Origin of the sequence: Candidatus Chryseopegocella kryptomonas (assembly GCF_001536065.1) — a bacterium.
Taxonomy (GTDB): domain Bacteria; phylum Bacteroidota; class Ignavibacteria; order Kryptoniales; family Kryptoniaceae; genus Kryptonium; species Kryptonium kryptomonas.
Map to the genome: position 1 here is coordinate 1 of NZ_CZVW01000011.1, position 19263 is coordinate 19263.

Genomic DNA, 19263 nt, shown 5'->3' on the forward strand with positions numbered 1-19263 from the left:
AAAGATGCTGGCGTCTCTCCGGAGATTTCAACCTATCTTGCTATGTTTTTGATCTTTCTTGCTTGCATTATAATTGCCAATCTTATTGCAAGATTTATAAAAAATATCTCAATTTTCGTTGACCTTACCGATAACATACTTGGCTCTATCCTCGGGCTTGCGGAGGGTTTGCTTATACTTGGAATTTTGTTAATTTTTCTCGGGACTTTAAATTTTCCATCTGAAAAAGTGAGAAACTCATCTAAATTTTACAAGCCAGTCACAAAAGCAACGATTTCAATTTACGATTTCATTGAGAAAAATTTCGGCTCAAAAATCAACTTCAAAGAGCAAATTCAAAAAACAATTGAATCAATAAAAAGTGAACAGCGAGACACTAAATAAACTTGAATTTGACAAGATAAAACAATTCATACTTCAATTTGCAACATCTCAACTTGGGAAAGAACAAATTGAAGACCTTTCACCATACACAAACAAAAACATCATTGAGCGTGAACTTAAGTTAACAGTTGAAATGAAAGATATACTTGCTTATGATGATCCATTCCCTATTGATGGAATAAAGGACATTAGGATTGCATTAAGAAGATGTGAAATTGAGGGAAGTTTTTTGATGCCTGAGGAACTTCTTGACATAAAGTCAGTTCTTGGGGTTTCAAGGTTAATTAGAGAATATCTTAACAAACGAAGCGAAAAATATCCAAACCTATGGGAACTTGCAAAAAATATCTTCGTCAATCGTGTGCTTGAATATAACATTGATGAGATTGTTGATGAAAATGGTAAAGTCAAAGACACCGCAAGTCCCGAGTTGAAATACCTTCGTGAGGAAATTTTGAGAAAGCAAGATTATGTCAGAAAAAGATTATACGCAATTTTAAAACAAATCTCTGAGAAAGATTATACACAGGATGATATAATACCGCAAAGAGATGGACGGCTTGTAATACCTGTAAAAGTTGAACATAAAAGACATGTTGAGGGGGTTGTTCACGGGACATCATCAACAGGGTTAACGGTCTTCATTGAGCCAGCTGAAATTGTTGAACTTAACAATGAAATTTTACAGCTTCAATTTCAAGAACAAAAAGAAGTTGAAAGAATTCTTCGCGAGATCACGAACAAAGTGAGAGAAAATTTAAAATATCTTCAAACGAACACAAGTATACTCGGCAAGATTGATTTCATTTATGCAAAGGCAAAATTCGCACTTCAAATTGATGGTTATGCACCTGAGGTTTCCGAAACAGGTCCGATCATTTTGAACACCGCTTATCATCCGATACTTCTTTTAAGACATGGTAAAAACAAAGTCGTTCCACTTGATTTTAAACTTGGCGATGGCTCTCAAATACTTGTGATCTCGGGTCCAAACTCAGGCGGTAAAACAGTTGTTCTGAAAACAGTCGGGCTTTTGACACTTATGGCTCAAGCGGGAATTCCAGTTCCTCTGAAAGAGTCAAGCAAAATAAGAATTTTCAAAAAAGTTTTCATTGACATTGGAGATGAGCAATCCGTTGAAAAGGATCTTTCATCATTTGGTTCTCATATAAAAAATCTCAAAAAGATAATTTCTGATTCAGATAATAAAACGCTCGTTCTTCTTGATGAGCTTGGCTCTGGAACAGATCCAGCTGAAGGTGGGGCACTTGGAATTGCGATAATTGAAAAGCTTAAAAGCAAAGGTTCATTTGTCATCGTGACAACGCACAATAGTGCTTTAAAATTTTACGCATACAACAATCCAGAGATTGAATGTGGAGCAATGGAGTTTGACCATCAAACCCTTGCGCCCGCATATAGATTGAGAATCGGGGTTCCCGGAAGTAGTTACGCATTTGAAATAGCACGCCGACTTGGACTTGATGAAGATGTGATAAACAATGCCAAGAAAAATCTTGATGAATCGCAGTTCAAAATTGAAGAAATTTTATCACGGCTTGAATCGCTTGAAATTGAATACAGAAAACTCATTGAAGAGTTGAAAGAAAAAGAGCAAAATCTTAACAAAATGATTTCGGAATACAAGCAAAAATTGATTGAAGTTGAAAGAGAGAGAAAAAGAGCGAAAAAAGACGCAATCGCTGAAATCAGAGAAATCGCTGAGACCGCAAGAGCAAAAATTGAAGAAGCAATAAGAAAAATAAAAGAGACATCAGCTTCAAAAGAAAGCATAAAGCAGGCACATTCAACAGCTCAACAGGTTCAACAGCAACTTCAAGACATCATCAAGCAAATTGAAACCGAAAAAACAGAAACATTAGAAATAAAGCCAGGTGATTTCGTAAAAATAAAAGATGGCTCGCAAGTTGGAGAAGTTTTGCAGATTGATGGCTCAAATATCGTTGTTGCATTTGGCTCTGTGAAAATGGTTTTGAAATCAGATCAAGTTGAAAAAGTTGAACAAAAAGAAGTTAGAAAATTAAATTTAACGACGGATTTATTCGCCCCTGTGTCAACGAGAATTGATGTCAGAGGTATGCGAGTTGATGAAGCGATAAGTGCTGTTGATAAATTCATTGATACAAGTTTTCTTTACAGATTGAAAAGAATTGAGATAATTCACGGCAAAGGGACTGGGAGATTGAGAAAGGAAATCAACGAATTTTTAAAACGCCATCCAAATGTTAAATCATTTCGCCTTGGAAGCTGGGAAGAAGGAGGAGATGGTGTGACGATAGTTGAATTAAATGTTGATTGAAAACAAAATTAAAATCGGACATGAGGATTTTAATCGCAAATCGCGGGGAGATAGCAGTAAGGATAATCCGAACATGTAAAGTGCTTGGCATTGAAACAATAGCGATTTATTCAAAAGTTGATAAAGACAAACCATTCGTTGCAATGGCTGATTACGCTGAATGCATTGGTGAAGCAAATCCAGCCGAGACATACTTAAATATGGAAAAGATAATTGATGTCGCAAAAAAATTAAAAGCTGACGCAATCCACCCCGGCTATGGATTTTTATCCGAAAATGATGAATTTGCTAAACTCGTTCAAGATAATGGGTTAATTTTTATTGGTCCATCAGCAGATGCAATTAAAAAAATGGGAGATAAACTTGAAGCGCGTGAAATAGCAAAAAAGGTCGGCGTCCCTATTGTCCCTGGCTCTGAAAGTCCAATCTCGGACATTCAATCTGCGATTGAAATAGCAAGAAAAATTGGCTTCCCAATCCTTATAAAAGCAGCTGCGGGTGGCGGTGGCAAAGGTATGAGAATCGTCCATAAAGAAGAGGACTTTGAATCGGCAATAAGAGGCGCAAAAAATGAAGCAAAATTTGCATTCGGAGACGATAGAGTTTACATTGAAAAATATGTTGAAGAACCACATCACATTGAAGTTCAAATCCTCGCTGATAAATTTGGCAATGTCATCGCACTTGGTGAAAGAGAATGCTCAATTCAAAGAAGACATCAAAAAGTAATTGAAGAAACGCCTTCCCCCATCGTCACAGCAGAATTGAGGGAAAAACTTTTTGAGTCAGCAATTAAAATCGCAAAAGCAGTAAACTATGAAAACGCTGGAACAATTGAATTCATCGTTGACAAAAATAGAAACTTTTATTTTCTTGAAATGAACACACGCTTACAGGTTGAACATCCAGTAACTGAAATGGTCACAGGGATTGACATCGTCGCTGAACAGATTAAAATCGCACTTGGAAATAAGTTAAGTTTTTCGCAGGAAGATATAAAACCAAGAGGACACGCAATTGAATGCCGAATTTACGCCGAAGATCCATTCAACAATTTCTTACCATCAACTGGGAAAATCACCTTGATGAAAGAGCCAACAGGTCCATGGGTAAGGGTTGACGCTGGAATTGAAGAGGGAAACGAAATTACAATTCATTACGACCCTATGATTTCAAAACTTGTCGTCTGGGGCAAAGATAGAATTGAAGCAATTGATAGAATGAAAACCGCATTGAGTGAATACAAAATTTTTGGAGTCAAAACAACAATCCCGTTTTGTCTTTGGGTTATGAACAACGAACATTTTCGCCAAGGTAAATATGATACTCACTTCATTCAAAATTATTTCAAACCATCCGAATTAAATGAATTTGACGAGATTTCAAAAGATGGGAAATTAACTCCTGAAATAGCACCAGCGATTGCTTTTGCAATTTTAAACTCCGTAAAAAAGAAACAAAATCAACAAGTTGATAAATCATCAAACGCCGAGAGAAAGATAAACAGATGGAAAATGAAGCGATATGAAAATTTCAGATGAACAAATTCAACTTTTGAAACTTTATAGAAAAGCACCTTTAGGGGAAAAAGTAAAAATTTACGCACGCATTCTTTTTAACTTCAATCAAATCAAAAAGTATCTTGATAGGTTCACGCCTGACTCGGGCTGTGTTTTTGATTATGGCTGTGGATATGGAATTTTTGCAAACTATATGAAACTTAAAAATCCAAATTTGCACATCATCGGTTTTGACATCTCTAAAAAAACGAATTGAGATAGCCAAAGAATCAGCAAAAATAACTGGAGTTAAATTTCAAAACGATTTTAAATTAGATGAACTCAAAAATTTAAAACTCGTTCTTTTCGTTGATGTCTTGCTTTTCATCCCCACGCACGAGAAAGCCCAACTTTTTGAATTGTTTTACGACAAACTTGAAAACTCTGGAATCATATTCATCAAAGACACTTTAAAATCAAATTCAATTCGTTTCCGATACACAAGCGTTGAAGAGAAGATAAAGTTAAAATTTGGAGTTTACGGCGAAAATGTTAAAGCACATCTTCATTATGCAGGGAAAGAAGAATTTGTTGAGATGTTAACCAAAACTGGATTTGAACTTATTGAAATTGCTGAAGAAAACCATTTAATTTATCCCGGGATTTTCATCATCGCCCAGAAATGATATACGCTCTTTCCGATAGTATAACTGCGGTTGAAACCGCTACATTTAACGATTCTGCTTTTCCAAATTTTCTCACTTTCACAGTTGCATCTGAAATTTTAATTATCTCGTTGCTCACGCCATGAGCTTCGCTTCCGAAGACAAAAATAATTTTTTCGCTCCCCAAAACTTCGTGAAAATCAATTTTACCGGATGGAGATGTGGAATAAAGTTTAAATCCAATGTTTTTAAATTTTGTGAGAAAATTTTTCAAATCAACATTTTGCAGAAATGGGACATTGAAAATTGAGCCCATCGTAGCGCGCAATGTTTTTGGATTAAAAACATCAACGCTTCCATCTGAAATTAAAACCAGATCAATTCCAAACCAATCACAAATCCTAAAAATTGTTCCGAGATTTCCGGGGTCTGAAATTTTTTCAAGCGCAACAACCGTCGCAAATTTTTTTCGCTCAATGCTCTTGAAAACATTTTCTTCATCGTATGAAAACATTTTCGCAACTGCAATTATCCCTTGCGAAGTTTCAACTTCTGAAACTTTTTCAATTTCACTTTCGCTTATCTCATAAATTTCAATTTTTTTGTTTTTCAAATAGTTTAAAAATTCTTCATCTTTTGGGGATTTGATAAATTTTGGAGAATAAGCGACAAATGAAATTTCAGCCCCAAACTTAACAGCATCTCTGATGATCTTTTCGCCTTCAAGTGTAAAAAGACCACTTTTATATCTGTATTTTTTGTTTTTCAGAAGTTGAAGAAGCGAAAATTTTTGTCTGCTTAATTTCACGGTTTCATCTCTCTTTATATTCTCCCCAAATTTCACGCAAAGTATCGGAAATTTCACCAAGCGTTGCGTATGATTCAACGCATTCAATAATTGCTGGCATCAAATTTTCTCCCGAAATAGCGCAATCGCGCAATCTTTTAAGCGATCCCTTAACCCTGTCGTTGTCTCTTTCTTTTTTAAGTTTCTTCAATTTTTCAATTTGTTTTTTTATTGCTTCTTCGTTGAGTTTAAAAATTTCAATTTTTTGCTTTTCATCTGTTTTAAATTCATTCACACCCACGATTATTTTCTCCTTTTTCTCAATTTTCATTTGATACTCATACGCGCTCTTTGAGATTTCGTTTTGAATGAAACCTGATTCAATCGCTCTTATAGCGCCTCCCATAGATTCAATTTTATCAATATACTCCCAAACTTTCTTTTCAATTTCATCGGTCAAATACTCAACGAAGTAACTTCCTGCAAGTGGATCAACCGTATCAGCGACGTCACTTTCATAAGCAATTATTTGTTGAGTTCTCAAAGCAGTTCTTGCTGATTCTTCCGTCGGAAGAGCGAGGGCTTCGTCTTTCGCATTTGTGTGAAGTGATTGACAACCACCGAGGACAGCAGCAAGCGCTTGAATTGTGACACGAACGATGTTATTTTCAATCTGTTGCGCTGTCAAAGTTGAACCGCCGGTTTGAGCATGAAATTTTAATTTTAACGCTTCCTCATTTGTAACGCCAAATTTTTCACGCATTATTTTCGCCCAAATTCTACGAGCTGCTCTGAACTTGGCTATCTCCTCAAAGAAATTGTTATGTGCATTGAAGAAAAAAGAAAGTTGCTCGCCAAATTTATTCACATCAAGCCCCGCCTTTATCGCAGACCTCACATATTCAATCGCATTTGCAAATGTGAAAGCAAGTTCCTGAACCGCATTTGCACCAGCTTCACGAATGTGATATCCACTTATTGAAATAACATTCCACTTTGGCAGATTCTCATTACACCATTGAAAAATATCAACGATTAATTTCATTGATTGCTGTGGTGGATAAATGTATGTCCCCCGTGCGATATATTCTTTCAAAATATCGTTTTGAATTGTCCCTGAAATTTTCTTCAAATCCGCTCCCTGCTTTTTCGCAACTGCAACATACATCGCAAGCAAAATTCCGGCTGTTGCATTTATCGTCATTGATGTGGTTATATTTTCAAGTTTTATTCCATCAAAAAGTATTTCCATATCTTGAAGCGAATCAATTGCAACACCGACCCTTCCAACTTCACCCTCTGCCATTGGATGATCCGAGTCATAGCCCATTTGGGTTGGCAAATCAAAAGCAACGGACAAACCTGTCTGCCCGTGTTCAAGCAAATACTTAAATCTTTTGTTTGTCTCCTCAGCTGTTCCAAAGCCCGCATACTGCCTCATTGTCCATAATCTTCCTCTATACATCGTCGGATAAACTCCACGCGTGAAGGGATATTCACCCGGAAAACCAAGTTTTGAAACATAGTCAAAACTTTCATCAGGAAGATAAATTCTATCTATCTCAATTCCGGAGTCAGTTTTAAAAACTTTTTCTCTTTCCTTGAACTTTCCCGAGCGCAGAAATTTTTCTTCCCACTCCTTTTTCAACTTTTCAAGATTTTCGCGCATAATTTTCTCTCACTTTTGTTTTAAAAACAAAATTCAAGTTCATTTCACAGCAATTTTCTCTCCATATCTATAAATTACATTCAAAACAACTGTTCCAACTTTTTTTAAACTTTCTGGCGAACATTTATCCGGAGTGTCTTCCGTTGTATGCCAGTATGGATAATCAAAGTCAATTATATCAATTGTTCTAATTCCAGCTTCATTCAATGGAATGTGGTCGTCATAAACGCTGTGCTTAACACTTTCTTTAAACTCATATATTCCAAGTTCCCGTGCAATTGACCAAACATAATTTACAACATCGGGCACATATTTAACGGAGTTTTCTTCTTTGTAAATTTCCAATTCTTTATCTCCAACCATGTCAAGCAAAATGCCAAATTGTGGGAGATAGTTTGGTGATTTATTTTTTGCGAAATACTTTGAGCCGATACAGAAATTTTCAAGGTCACCGGAAGCTCCAAGGTCTTCACCATCAAAGAAGACGATATCAACGCCAATTGGTGGCGGATTTTCTTTAAGGATTCTGGCAATTTCAAGCAATACAGCAACACCACTGGCGCCATCATTTGCCCCAGGGACAGGTTGAATTTTTTTTGACGCCTCTTTTTCCTCATCAGCATAAGGTCTTGAATCCCAATGAGCACAGAGCAAAATTCTATAACCCGAATTTAAATTAAACGATGCAATTATGTTTGTGAGATTGAAAATTTTACCCAAATAAAAATGTGTAAACTCCTGTAGATTCACAGCGTCAGCATATTTTGAAATTTCGGCAACCAAAAAATTTTTGCAATCTTCGTGCGCCTTTGTGTTCGGAACCCGAGCTCCAAAAGAAACTTGTTTTTTTAGATATTCAAAAGCAGAATCAGCGTTAAATTCGGGAATTGATATTTGAACCTTCGGCTCAACTTGTGGTTTGGACTTTTTATCGGAGTTGCAACTTAAAACAAAAATTAGCAAAATTAAGAAAAACTTTCTCTTCATCCGAGTTTGGTTAAATTTTTAATTGCGATTTTAAGATAAAAAATGAACAAATAAATTACAATTTCAACCATGGCTGAATTCAAAATCCTACACTCGTGGGATGTCACAGCGGAAGAAGCGATAAAGATACAGAACGAATTGCGTGGACTTGTAAAAATTGAAAACTTAAAAAAAGAAATCCATTACATTGCAGGTGCTGATATTTCTTTTGACAAAGGTTCAAACATAGTTTATGCGGGGATAATTGTTTTGAAATTTCCAGAACTTGAAGAAGTTGATCGCTCGCTCGTGATAACAGAAGTAAATTTCCCGTATATACCCGGGCTTCTATCTTTCAGAGAATCTCCGGCTTTAATTAAGGCGTGGGAAAAAATAAAAGTTGAACCTGATGTCGTTGTGATTGATGGTCAGGGTATAGCTCACCCAAGAAGATTTGGAATTGCCTCACACTTTGGAGTTTTGATTGATAAACCGACAATTGGATGTGCAAAAAGTTTGCTCGTTGGAAAATATGATGAGCCCGGAGAAAAAGCCGGAAGTTATTCCTATCTTTATGATTCAGGCGAAATTATTGGTGCAGTTTTGAGAACAAGAGATAATGTCCAACCCGTTTTCGTTTCCATAGGACACAAAATCACGCTTGAAGAATCAATAAAGATAATACTTCAAAATGTTCGGGGATTTAGAATTCCCGAACCAACAAGACAAGCACACAATTTGGTCAATGCTTTAAGACGTGGTGAGATAAAACCCGGCGAACAAAGAAAACCAGAGCAGGAAAGTTTATTTTGAAACAATCGGCTTTAAATTGACATACTTTCTCATAACTTCAAGAGGTGGATTAAAATATCCATATGCAAGATGTGGAAATTCTTCCTTTAAAAGTTTCATCACATTCTTAACACCGAGCTTTTTTGTATCTTTGTCAATCCCAATTAATTCAAGATACCAATCTGGGTCAATGTTAAAATTTCGCCACTGGATCATTGATATATTGGTTTCCCTTATGAGATTTCGCATTGCTTGATATTCTTCAACCCAGTCCGTCATCCCCGGGAAAACGAAATAGTTTATTGAAACCCAGCAATTAAATTTCCTTGCAACTTTTATTGATTCAACGACATCATCAAAAGAGTAATTATTCGGTCTGTAATAGCGATGATAAATTTCTGGAATTGCGCTGTTCATACTTACACGGACACTGTTAAGCCCAGCTTTACAAAGTTCTTCAATTGCATCTGGCTTGCTTGCGTTTGTGTTGATGTTTATAATTCCTCGTTTTGTCTTTCTTCTTATCTCTTTTATCGCATCTCTTATAACCTCCCAAACAAGCAATGGTTCTCCCTCGCACCCCTGACCAAAACTCACAACGGGTTTGGGCGCATTTTCAAGATGTGGAACTGCAACTTCCAAAATTTCATCAACTGTCGGAATAAATGTTAATCTATCTTGCGTGCTTGGAATTCCTGCTTCCTGCGGTTGAAAAGAAATACATCCAATACAATTCGCATTGCATCCGGGAGATGTTGGAATTGGTGCTTCCCATCTCCCAAGGAAATAATTTCTCGCAGCTGGACAAAGATAACGAAGCGCACAATTCTCACCAAGATGACGGATTAAACGATTTTTCGGAAACTGTTTAAACTTTTTATAAACATTTTTAGCCACAAGATTTTGATCAAATTGATCACAATCCTGTCTTATATCGGGGTCAATTCTAATTGCAGGGACATAAAATTTTCCATCAAGCCATCCAACAGCAGTATAAGCAAAAAGAGGAAGCACAGGAGCATTGTTTTGCTTTTCATACGCTGATAGAAAAAATTGAGTATGAGCAGGCGCAAGAAAAGCAGCCACCGCCCAACCATCTTCAAAAATTACTTTCTTACCTGTTTTTCTATCAAACCCAATTGGTTTTCTCATCGGCAATTCAAACAATTGACTTCCCTCTGGAAGTTCAATTAAATCATCTGGATTTATCCGAACAAAATCAAATCCACTTCTACCAGCCATCTCAATTTCCGGGACATCATATATATTTCCATTTCCGTCGCTATAGACAAGATTCGGGACTCGTTTTAACCGCATAACCTTCGCTTTTGTTTTTTATTTTTGTGTGATAATATAAATTAAAGCACAAAATTTCACAACTTTATGATTACAACTTCTGACACTTGATTTTATCATCGCTTTTGATTATCATTGTAAAAAACCAACCACCCAAAGTTAGAAGATGAAGAAAGTTCTCTTTTGGCTTAAAGCAGGAATCATTTTTTTAATCACAATTCCAATGGCAATTTTAACCGCATTGCTTCTTCCGTTTAATTACAAAGGCAAAATTTACCACTTTATGGCAAAAATTTGGTCAAAAATTGTTTTGTCAATTTTCAATGTCAAAGTTAAAGTGAATGGTCTTGAAAATTTATCAAAAGGAAAGAACTACATCTACATTTCAAATCACGCAAGTGCAATGGATATACCTGCTTTGATTTGCGGGATACCTGATCAAATTCGTTTCCTTGCAAAACAAGAACTTGGTAAAATTCCTTTGTGGGGATGGCTTTTGAGGTATGGAGGTTATATTTTGATTGACAGAAGAAATCCGAAAAGAGCAATTAGAAGCGTTCAAAAAGCGATTGAAAAAATCAAAAGCGGTGTTTCAGTTCTTGTGTTTGCAGAAGGCACAAGAAGTTTTGATGGTGAACTTCTTCCATTCAAGCGTGGTGGTTTTATGCTCGCAATCAAATCAAATACACCCATAGTCCCGGTTACAATTCTCGGCAGTCACAAAATTATGAAAAAGCACAAACTTGAAGTAAATCCCGGAACGATTGAAATCATAGTTGATAAACCAATTCAAGTTGAAAACTTCACAGGAAGAGAAGGGGAAAATCAACTTATGGAATTAACAAGAGAAGTGATAAAATCAAATCTTGAAAAACAAAAACTCGGATAAGCAATGCCAGTTACAATCAAAGATGTTGAATACATTGCAAATCTCGCACGACTTGAATTTAAAGAAGAAGAAAAAGAAAAATTTACGGAGCAATTTAACAGAATTCTTGAATATATGGACAAGTTAAACGAACTTGACACGACAGATGTTGAGCCACTTTATCATGTGATTGATTTAAAAAATGTTTTCCGTGAAGATGTTGTAAAACCAAGTTATCCAAGGGAAGAAATTTTGAAAAATGCTCCATCAAGAACGGAATACTTTTTCAAAGTCCCGAAAGTCATTCAGGTAGAAAAACGCGCAAAAGAAGATGAAGAAAAAGAATAATTTTTATGCCACATATAACTGGAATAATTCCAGCAAGATATAAATCAACACGATTTCCTGGCAAACCACTCGCTGAAATACTTGGGAAACCGCTGATCCAAATTGTGTATGAAAACGCAAAAAAATCAAAGTTCATAAACGAGTTGATAATTGCAACCGATGATGAAAGAATTTATGAGGTCGCAAAAAAGTTTAACGCAGATGTCGTTATGACTCCATCCGAGATTCCGACTGGAACAGACAGAGTTGCCTTCGTTGCTAAAGAAATTAACACGGATATTGTTGTAAACATTCAAGGCGACGAACCATTGCTTACCCCAGATATGATTGATTCTGCAATTGAGCCATTCTTCACAGAAGAGAAAATTGACATTTCAACGCTTGCGGTGAAAATAAAAAATACCGATGATCTATTCAATCCGAATGTTGTTAAAGTTGTTTTTGACAAAAATAATTTTGCTCTTTACTTTTCACGAAATCCAATCCCATTTTGCAGAGATGCTTTGACAAAAGAAGAATGGCTCAAAAAAGGCGAGCACTACAAACACATCGGAATTTATGTTTATTCAAAGACATCGCTTCTAAAATTTGTCAATTTACCAAATTCAAAACTTGAAGAACTTGAAAAACTTGAGCAACTTCGGGCGCTTGAAAACGGGATGAAAATTAAAATTGTGATCACGGAAAAAGATACTATCGGAGTTGATACCCCAAACGATCTTGAAAAGGTGATTCAGATTTTCAAAAACAAAAAAGAGTTTTCAAATGCTGGATAAAAAGACAAAATTTATATTTGTAACTGGTGGAGTTGTCTCATCGCTTGGTAAAGGAATTGCATGCGCATCTCTCGGGCTTCTCCTCAAAGCAAGAGGTCTAAAAGTAACGATTCAAAAATTTGACCCATACATAAATGTTGACGCTGGAACTATGAACCCATATCAGCACGGTGAAGTTTATGTCACAGATGATGGCGCAGAAACTGACCTTGACCTCGGGCATTATGAAAGATTCCTTGACATAAATATGTCAAAATGGAATAACACAACAACTGGTCAAGTTTATTACGAAGTTATAATGAGAGAAAGAAAAGGCGATTATCTCGGCGCAACAGTTCAAGTAGTTCCGCACATAACAAACGAAATAAAAAGAAGAATAACTCTTTTGACAAAAGAAGATGATTACGATGTGATAATAACTGAAATAGGTGGAACAGTGGGAGATATTGAAGGTCTCCCATTCCTTGAAGCAATAAGACAATTTATGTTGCAGGTTGGAAAACAAAACGCAATTAACATTCATGTCACATTGATTCCATATATAAAATCCGCTGGTGAGTTAAAGACGAAACCGACACAACACAGTGTTAAGACATTGCTTGAAATTGGAATTCAGCCAGATATATTGATTTGTAGAACCGAAAGACCATTGTCAAAAGAGATAAAAGAAAAAATTGCGCTATTTACGAATGTTGAACCAGAAGCAGTTATACAGGGGATTGATGTTGAGTCAATTTATGAGGTTCCACTCATTTTTTATGAAGAAGGGCTTGATGATATCGTGTTGAAAAAGTTAAATATAAGCGCAAAAGAACCAGACTTAACAGAATGGATAAAATTTGTTGATAAGATAAAAAATCCAAAGGAGACAGTTGAAATTGCAATTTGTGGGAAATATACGGAATTAAGAGATGCTTATAAAAGCATAATAGAAGCATTTGTTCACGCAGGGGCAGAAAATGAATGTAAAGTTAATATCAAATGGGTAAAGGCGGAAGAAATTGAAACTTATGGAGCAGAAAAATTTCTCAAAGATGTTCATGGTTTGTTAATTCCCGGCGGATTTGGAGAAAGAGGAATTGAAGGTAAGATAAAAGCAATTCAATTTGCTCGTGAAAATAAAATACCATTTTTTGGAATTTGTCTTGGGATGCAATGCGCTGTTATAGAATTCGCAAGGAATGTCTGCGGACTTAAACAAGCAAACAGCACTGAATTTAATCCCACCACCCCATACCCAGTCATTGACCTTCTCCCTGAACAAATTGGAGTTCAAGCCAAAGGTGGAACAATGCGACTTGGCTCTTACCCCGCAATTTTAAAACCGGGAACAAAAGCATATTCTGCTTATGGAACGGAAAAAATAAACGAAAGGCACAGGCATAGATACGAACTTAACAATAGATTTCGTGAAATACTTGAATCAAATGGAATGATCTTCAGCGGTCTTTCTCCAGATGGCTTGCTGGTTGAGATAATTGAACTTCCAGATCATCCATGGTTCGTTGGAGTGCAATTTCACCCCGAACTTAAATCAAGGGCGACAAAACCACATCCCCTCTTCAAGGATTTCGTAAAATCGGCGCTTGAATTCAAAAAGAAAAAGGAAAAAATTTCAGAGCAAGCGAAAATAAATGTCAAAGTTTAACCTTGACCCGAAGATACAACAGGAATTGAAAAAATTTTCAAAACAATCCGAAAAAGCAATCAAAATCATTGAGGAAGTAACCGATGATTTTATAAATTCAACTTTTCGTTTTGATCTTGCAGATTCATTCATTGAAAATTTAATTTCCTCATTAAAACACTCACCAAACCCAGAGCAGAGTTTAAACAATTTCACTCGCTTTATTGAGAACACTTTTAACAAAACCTCCATTTATAAAGACCTTGCAATTTATCCTCAAATGATGAAAATTTTGATCACAACATTTGGCTATTCTCAATACTTTGCAGATATTCTCGTTCGTGATCCAGAACTTTTCCGCTGGCTTACATACACCGACATCCTTGACAGAAAAATGACAAAAGAAAACTACACCTCCGAAATTCGCAATGCGATTTTGCCTTTTAAATCAACTGTTAAGAAGTTAAATACTTTAAGAAGATACAAAAGGCATGAAATTTTAAGAATTGGAGTTCGTGATATTTTTAACATCGCTGATTTCAATGAAACGGTAAATTCAATTTCCGACCTTGCGGAAGCAATTGTTGAAGTATGCCTTGAACTTGCAATTGAAGAGATAAAGAAAAAGTTTTCAGCATTTCCAGAAACCGAATATGTCATAATCGCACTTGGCAAACTTGGTGGAAAAGAACTTAACTATAGCTCAGACATTGACCTTATTTTTGTCTACAATCAGGAAGGAGAAATTAAAACATCAAAAGGGGTTGTATCGCATTATGAGATTTTCAATGATCTCGTTTCAACTTTAATAAATTTTCTCTCAGAAAAGACCGAAGAGGGAAATCTTTACAGAGTTGATTTCAGATTAAGACCCGAAGGAAGCGTTGGCTCTCTTGCCCGTTCACTTCTTGGATATTTGACATATTACGAGGTTTACGGGAAAATATGGGAAAGACAAATGCTCATAAAAGCAAGACCGATTGCTGGAAATTTGAACTTTGGATATGAGTTCATCAAAATTCTTGACTCTTTCGTTTATCCAAAATCATTTTATGAAAACCCGATTGAAGAAATCGCCAAAATAAAGTCAAAAATTGAGTCAACCGCCACATCTGAACTTAACATAAAACTTCGCAAAGGTGGGATAAGAGACATTGAATTCATCGTTCAAACACTGCAACTTTTAAACGGTGGTCGCAATCCAGACCTAAAAGAACCGAACACTTTAAAAGCGATTGAGAAACTTGCAACTGCTGGCTTCTTAACACAAAACGAAGCAAAAATTTTGAGCGAAAACTATATTTATTTTAGAAGGATTGAACATCTCTTGCAAATCTCACAGAACCTTCAAGTCCATACAATTCCATCCGATCCAAATTTTTTAACATCGCTTGCAAAAGCGATGAGAAATTACGAAAGAGAAAAACACAAACTCTCTTTCCCCGAACAAATAATCCCCGATTGGAAAATTTTCAAGCGAGAGCTTGAAGATAGATTTGAAAGCGTGCGGAAAATTTTTGATAAAATTTTCAATGTCCAAACAAAACCAGCGTTTTTAATCACAGAGATTTTTGGTGAAGAAATTGACAGAACCAAAATTTATAAAACTCTTGATGATTTAAATTTCAAAGACAAAGAAAAAGCACTGCGAAACATTCAATTTCTTTCAAAAGGACGCCTCATAACTGGTGAAGAAATTTTTAGCCCAATTGAAGAAAACTCATTTTTAAAAATTGCCCCAATTTTGCTTGGAGAAATATCAAAAACGCTGATTCCAGATATAACGCTTGACAACTTCCGAAAAATCGCAGAAGGTTTCAGATATTCAAAATCATTTTACGAATTTATTCAAAACGACTCCGTCAGAAAAATAATTCTAAATTTATCTCAATACAGCCCAAGATTTTCAAATCTTCTTTCGCTCAAAACTTATCTTCTTGAAACACTTGTTTCTGAAAATAATTTAAGCAAGCATAAAAAAACGAAAGAAATTTTGCAAACGCTAAAACAAACCGAGAACTTCAAACTGCACGATTTCAAGTTTTTAAACGAGCTGAAATTTTTAATTTTGAATCTTGACAACTTACTTGACATTGATGAGCTCGCAATGGAATTGACACATCTTGCGGATTTAATTTTCAACGAAATTTTCTCAAAAATTTTTGATGAATCAGAAAAAGAGAAAATAGTTATCATTGGACTTGGGAAATTTGGCTCAGAAGAGATGAGTTTTGACTCTGACCTTGACATTGTGATGATAACAGACGAGATAAATTTCGGAAGATATGAAAATCTTATTTTAAAGTGTGAAGCAATGCTTAAAATCTTAACAGAGATAGAAATTGAAAAACTTTACAATGTTGACATTCGCCTTCGTCCTGAAGGCAGAAATGCCCCAATTCTTGCAGAAATTAATTACATCAAATCATATTTTGAAAATCGTGCAGAGTTATGGGAAATTCAGGCATTTACGAGAGCAAGAGTTATAAATGGCAATCCAAAAATTTGGGAAAATGTTAAAGAAGTTTTATTTCAAAAAATTCTAAAACTTAAATTCAATGAATTGACCGCAAAATATCTTCAAGAGATGAGGAGCAAAATGGAGAAAAATGTTAAGACAGGAGAAATTGACATAAAGTTAAGCGCAGGTGGATTAACCGATATTGAATTCGTAGCACAGATACTGCAAATGAAAAACTTTAACAAGACGAGAAAAATTGAAAGAAATACGCTCAAAGCGCTGGACTTTTTGCTGAGAAATGATTTTATCAATGAGACCGAATACGAAATTTTAACTTCAAATTACAGATTTTATAGAGAGGTTGAAAAATTTTTGCGTGTTTCCATAGGGACAAGATCAAATTTAATCCCATCTGATAGTGATAAACTTGAATATCTTTCTCTTTGTCTTGGATATAGATTTGTGGATGAATTCGTTGACTCAATTAAAAAGCGGATGAGAAAAACAAGACAAATTTTTAACGACCTACTTGATAAAATCACTCACCGATAATTTTGATGATAACTCTTTTTCTTCTTTGTCCGTCAAACTCTGCGTAAAAAACCTGTTGCCAAGGTCCAAAATCAAGCCGTCCATCTGTCACAGGTATTATCACTTCATGATGAATAAGCAAACTTTTAAGATGAGCGTCGGCGTTTGTCTCGCCAGTTCTATGATGTTTATAATTTGGATTGAACGGGGCAAGTTTTTCAAGCCACTCTGTCAAGTCCTGAATTAAGCCATCTTCATCATCGTTTACGAAAACTCCAGCGGTAACATGCATTGCGGAGACAAGACAAAATCCCTCCTTTATCCCGCTTTTCTTCAACGCTTCATTAACTTTATCCGTGATGTTTATTATCTCACGCTTGTTCTTGGTATTGAATGTAAGATACTCCGTGTATGACTTCATCACTTTAACCGATTTTGTTTTAGTAGAGATTTATAAGCTTAAAACCAAAAGGTTCAAGTTTGAAATTGATAAATTCATCAACTTTTATCTCAAAAGTTTTTTCTTCAAAGACATCATAAAACTTAACTTTTCCATTTTTTATTTTCTTTCTCAAAACATCATCAACCTGCAATTTCGTCGTAACTCCCCAAGTTGAAAGATTTGCAATGACAAGCACTGTTTCGTCTTTAAATTTTCTCCAAAACGCATAAATTTTATCATCATTCAATGTTTTTGCTTTTATCATCTCGCCTCTTTTAAGAGCAAGTGAATTTTTTCTAAAGTTAAACAATTTTTTGTAAAACGCATAAAATCTTTTTCCTTTTTCACTTGTCGTATCTCTTGACATTGTTACTTTTTCAAACAAAGATAACTCCGTTGTATCGCCGTATTCCTGACCGTTGTAAATTAGCGGAACTCCGGGAATTGTGCTAACAATTAAAGCGCTGAGGAGAGCACCTTCTTCGCCGAAAAACTTAACAGCACGTGGTTTGTCGTGATTTTCATTGAATCTCAAACGAAGCGAACCTTTTGGAAATTTATATCTTTCGCTTTCAAGGACATTATCAAGAACAGATGGAAGATGTCCCTTGCGTATTATCCTTGCAAGAGCGTCATAAACATTCCAACTATATGTTAAATCAAATGCCTCAAGATGTTGTTCAGGCAAACTACCTTCAGCAAGCATTAAAACAGGTTTAATTTTTTCAAGCTCTTTCCTTGCTTCATTCCAAAAATCAATCGGAACAAGTTCGGCGACATCACAACGATAACCATCAATGTCAAATTCCCGCACCCAGTATTTCATCATTTCAATCATATATTTTCTCAACTCGCGATTCTCATAATTTAAATCTGCAACATCAGTCCAGTCAGAATTCGGAGAAATAATTTCTCCATCTTCATTTCTGACATACCAATCTGGATGTTCTGAAATTAGATTGTTGTCCCATGAAGTATGATTTATGACAAGGTCTATTATAACTTTGATGTCGTTTTTATGAGCTGTCTTAACAAGAGATTTAAAGTCATCAGGAGTTCCATATTCAGGATTGATGGCGTAATAATCTTTTATTGAGTAAGGGCTTCCGTATTTTCCTTTTCTTTTGATTTCACCAATTGGGTGAATCGGCATAAGCCAGATAACATTTACGCCAAGTTCTTTAAGTCGCGGGATATCTTTTTCAATCTCTTTTAAAGTTCCTTCTTTTGAATAAGCACGCGGAAAAATCTCATATATGATTGCATCTTTAACCCAATCCTCACTTTTCCTTGCGCTTTTGTAATAAAATTCACTTTTTAAAAGGTCTGCAATTTCGGAATACTCAACTATAGCAACTGGTTTGTAAATTCCACCTGGTCCACCGTGATCAATAACCATAACAACGAGTTCATTTTTCCCCTGTTTTAAAAACTTTGTCACATCAAAATAAAACTCATCACTATATCCACGATGTTCTCCGACAAATTCACCATTTAACCAAACGCCACAATCATCGTCAACGCCACCGAAAAATATCGCATATTTTTTTCTTTTGTCAATTCTGTTAAGTTCAAAACTTTTGTAATACCATGCGATGCCATCATACTTTGCGAAATTTGAATATCTCTCCCAAAACCCAGGGACTTCCACACTTTGCCAATCGCTTCTATCAAAATTTGAAGAATACCAGTATTGTGCAAGCCCATTGTCATCGGGGTCAATTTTAAAAAGCCATTCTCCAGTGAGTTCAATCATTGGCTTTACATTTGATGTGTATTTTGAAATTGAGCAGGAAATTATAAAAACAGAGAGAAATAAAATTAAACGCATT

17 protein-coding genes are annotated in these 19263 nt (G+C 35.6%); 11 read left to right on the forward strand and 6 right to left on the reverse strand.

Going from position 1 to position 19263, the window contains the following annotated elements; all coding sequences use genetic code 11:
* From AWW83_RS05755 to AWW83_RS05775, 5 genes are all read left to right on the forward strand, one after another.
* On the forward strand, positions 1-384 hold a 384-nt coding region (locus AWW83_RS05755; protein WP_143713902.1), incomplete at its 5' end, for a CvpA family protein.
* Positions 362-2704 (forward strand): endonuclease MutS2, encoded by a 2343-nt coding sequence (locus tag AWW83_RS05760; protein ID WP_092349849.1) that lies wholly within the window; start codon positions 362-364, stop codon positions 2702-2704. The genes AWW83_RS05755 and AWW83_RS05760, both read left to right, overlap by 23 nt.
* Positions 2705-2724: 20 nt before the next feature.
* Positions 2725-4245 carry an acetyl-CoA carboxylase biotin carboxylase subunit gene (accC, locus tag AWW83_RS05765; protein WP_092349851.1) on the forward strand — a complete coding sequence of 507 codons (1521 nt, stop codon included), beginning with the start codon at positions 2725-2727 and terminating at the stop codon, positions 4243-4245.
* Complete coding sequence (locus AWW83_RS05770; RefSeq protein WP_092349853.1) at positions 4229-4480, forward strand: methyltransferase domain-containing protein; 252 nt, start codon at positions 4229-4231, stop codon at positions 4478-4480. The genes accC and AWW83_RS05770 overlap by 17 nt, the downstream gene beginning before the upstream one ends.
* Positions 4455-4889, forward strand: coding sequence for a hypothetical protein (locus AWW83_RS05775; RefSeq protein WP_092349855.1), 435 nt, complete (start codon positions 4455-4457; stop codon positions 4887-4889). Before AWW83_RS05770 ends, AWW83_RS05775 begins: the two co-directional genes overlap by 26 nt.
* Here the strand turns inward: AWW83_RS05775 and AWW83_RS05780 are convergent.
* The 3 genes from AWW83_RS05780 to AWW83_RS05790 are packed head-to-tail and all read right to left on the reverse strand — an operon-like array spanning position 4873 to position 8311.
* The gene (locus AWW83_RS05780) at positions 4873-5676 is read right to left on the reverse strand and encodes a TrmH family RNA methyltransferase (protein WP_159421121.1); all 804 of its coding nucleotides are present in this window, start codon (positions 5674-5676) and stop codon (positions 4873-4875) included. The genes AWW83_RS05775 and AWW83_RS05780 overlap by 17 nt on opposite strands.
* Before the next feature lie 4 nt (positions 5677-5680).
* Positions 5681-7324: an acyl-CoA mutase large subunit family protein gene (locus AWW83_RS05785; protein WP_092349860.1), complete on the reverse strand. Its 1644-nt coding sequence runs from the start codon at positions 7322-7324 to the stop codon at positions 5681-5683.
* A gap of 39 nt (positions 7325-7363) precedes the next feature.
* On the reverse strand, positions 7364-8311 hold the full coding sequence (locus tag AWW83_RS05790; protein WP_092349862.1) for a M28 family peptidase: 948 nt from the start codon (positions 8309-8311) through the stop codon (positions 7364-7366).
* Positions 8312-8380: 69 nt separating this feature from the next.
* Here AWW83_RS05790 and nfi point away from each other — a divergent pair, with 69 nt between their 5' ends.
* Positions 8381-9103: an endonuclease V gene (gene nfi, locus AWW83_RS05795; protein WP_092349864.1), complete on the forward strand. Its 723-nt coding sequence runs from the start codon at positions 8381-8383 to the stop codon at positions 9101-9103.
* Here the strand turns inward: nfi and AWW83_RS05800 are convergent.
* Positions 9095-10399 carry a radical SAM family protein gene (locus AWW83_RS05800; protein ID WP_092349866.1) on the reverse strand — a complete coding sequence of 435 codons (1305 nt, stop codon included), beginning with the start codon at positions 10397-10399 and terminating at the stop codon, positions 9095-9097. The genes nfi and AWW83_RS05800 overlap by 9 nt on opposite strands.
* Before the next feature lie 145 nt (positions 10400-10544).
* Here AWW83_RS05800 and AWW83_RS05805 point away from each other — a divergent pair, with 145 nt between their 5' ends.
* Genes AWW83_RS05805 through AWW83_RS05825 form a run of 5 tightly spaced genes read left to right on the forward strand, consistent with a single transcriptional unit; the run spans position 10545 to position 17010 of the window.
* A complete protein-coding gene (locus tag AWW83_RS05805) occupies positions 10545-11267 on the forward strand; it encodes a lysophospholipid acyltransferase family protein (RefSeq protein WP_092349868.1) in 723 nt (240 codons plus the stop codon).
* Positions 11268-11270: 3 nt separating this feature from the next.
* Complete coding sequence (gene gatC, locus AWW83_RS05810) at positions 11271-11594, forward strand: Asp-tRNA(Asn)/Glu-tRNA(Gln) amidotransferase subunit GatC (protein WP_092349870.1); 324 nt, start codon at positions 11271-11273, stop codon at positions 11592-11594.
* Positions 11595-11599: 5 nt separating this feature from the next.
* Complete coding sequence (gene kdsB, locus AWW83_RS05815) at positions 11600-12370, forward strand: 3-deoxy-manno-octulosonate cytidylyltransferase (protein WP_092349872.1); 771 nt, start codon at positions 11600-11602, stop codon at positions 12368-12370.
* Positions 12360-14018: a CTP synthase gene (locus AWW83_RS05820; RefSeq protein WP_200753993.1), complete on the forward strand. Its 1659-nt coding sequence runs from the start codon at positions 12360-12362 to the stop codon at positions 14016-14018. Before kdsB ends, AWW83_RS05820 begins: the two co-directional genes overlap by 11 nt.
* Positions 14005-17010 (forward strand): [protein-PII] uridylyltransferase family protein, encoded by a 3006-nt coding sequence (locus tag AWW83_RS05825; RefSeq protein WP_092349874.1) that lies wholly within the window; start codon positions 14005-14007, stop codon positions 17008-17010. Before AWW83_RS05820 ends, AWW83_RS05825 begins: the two co-directional genes overlap by 14 nt.
* Here AWW83_RS05825 and AWW83_RS05830 read toward each other — a convergent pair.
* Together AWW83_RS05830 and AWW83_RS05835 are read right to left on the reverse strand one after the other, a co-directional pair.
* On the reverse strand, positions 16997-17410 hold the full coding sequence (locus tag AWW83_RS05830) for a secondary thiamine-phosphate synthase enzyme YjbQ (protein ID WP_092349876.1): 414 nt from the start codon (positions 17408-17410) through the stop codon (positions 16997-16999). The two genes, AWW83_RS05825 and AWW83_RS05830, sit on opposite strands and share 14 nt — an antisense overlap.
* A 19-nt stretch (positions 17411-17429) precedes the next feature.
* Positions 17430-19262 carry an alpha-amylase family glycosyl hydrolase gene (locus AWW83_RS05835; protein WP_092349878.1) on the reverse strand — a complete coding sequence of 611 codons (1833 nt, stop codon included), beginning with the start codon at positions 19260-19262 and terminating at the stop codon, positions 17430-17432.
* Between the last annotated feature and the right edge of the window lies 1 nt (position 19263).

Excerpts from the sequence above, each read along its gene's own strand:
- AWW83_RS05800 (WP_092349866.1), bottom strand. The coding sequence starts at position 10,399 with ATGCGGTTAAAACGAGTCCCGAATCTTGTCTATAGCGACGGAAATGGA.
- AWW83_RS05835 (WP_092349878.1), bottom strand. The coding sequence starts at position 19,262 with ATGCGTTTAATTTTATTTCTCTCTGTTTTTATAATTTCCTGCTCAATT.
- AWW83_RS05805 (WP_092349868.1), top strand. The coding sequence starts at position 10,545 with ATGAAGAAAGTTCTCTTTTGGCTTAAAGCAGGAATCATTTTTTTAATC.
- AWW83_RS05785 (WP_092349860.1), bottom strand. The coding sequence starts at position 7,324 with ATGCGCGAAAATCTTGAAAAGTTGAAAAAGGAGTGGGAAGAAAAATTT.
- accC (WP_092349851.1), top strand. The coding sequence starts at position 2,725 with ATGAGGATTTTAATCGCAAATCGCGGGGAGATAGCAGTAAGGATAATC.
- AWW83_RS05830 (WP_092349876.1), bottom strand. The coding sequence starts at position 17,410 with ATGAAGTCATACACGGAGTATCTTACATTCAATACCAAGAACAAGCGT.
- AWW83_RS05770 (WP_092349853.1), top strand. The coding sequence starts at position 4,229 with ATGAAAATTTCAGATGAACAAATTCAACTTTTGAAACTTTATAGAAAA.
- AWW83_RS05820 (WP_200753993.1), top strand. The coding sequence starts at position 12,360 with ATGCTGGATAAAAAGACAAAATTTATATTTGTAACTGGTGGAGTTGTC.
- gatC (WP_092349870.1), top strand. The coding sequence starts at position 11,271 with ATGCCAGTTACAATCAAAGATGTTGAATACATTGCAAATCTCGCACGA.
- kdsB (WP_092349872.1), top strand. The coding sequence starts at position 11,600 with ATGCCACATATAACTGGAATAATTCCAGCAAGATATAAATCAACACGA.
- AWW83_RS05790 (WP_092349862.1), bottom strand. The coding sequence starts at position 8,311 with ATGAAGAGAAAGTTTTTCTTAATTTTGCTAATTTTTGTTTTAAGTTGC.
- nfi (WP_092349864.1), top strand. The coding sequence starts at position 8,381 with ATGGCTGAATTCAAAATCCTACACTCGTGGGATGTCACAGCGGAAGAA.
- AWW83_RS05825 (WP_092349874.1), top strand. The coding sequence starts at position 14,005 with ATGTCAAAGTTTAACCTTGACCCGAAGATACAACAGGAATTGAAAAAA.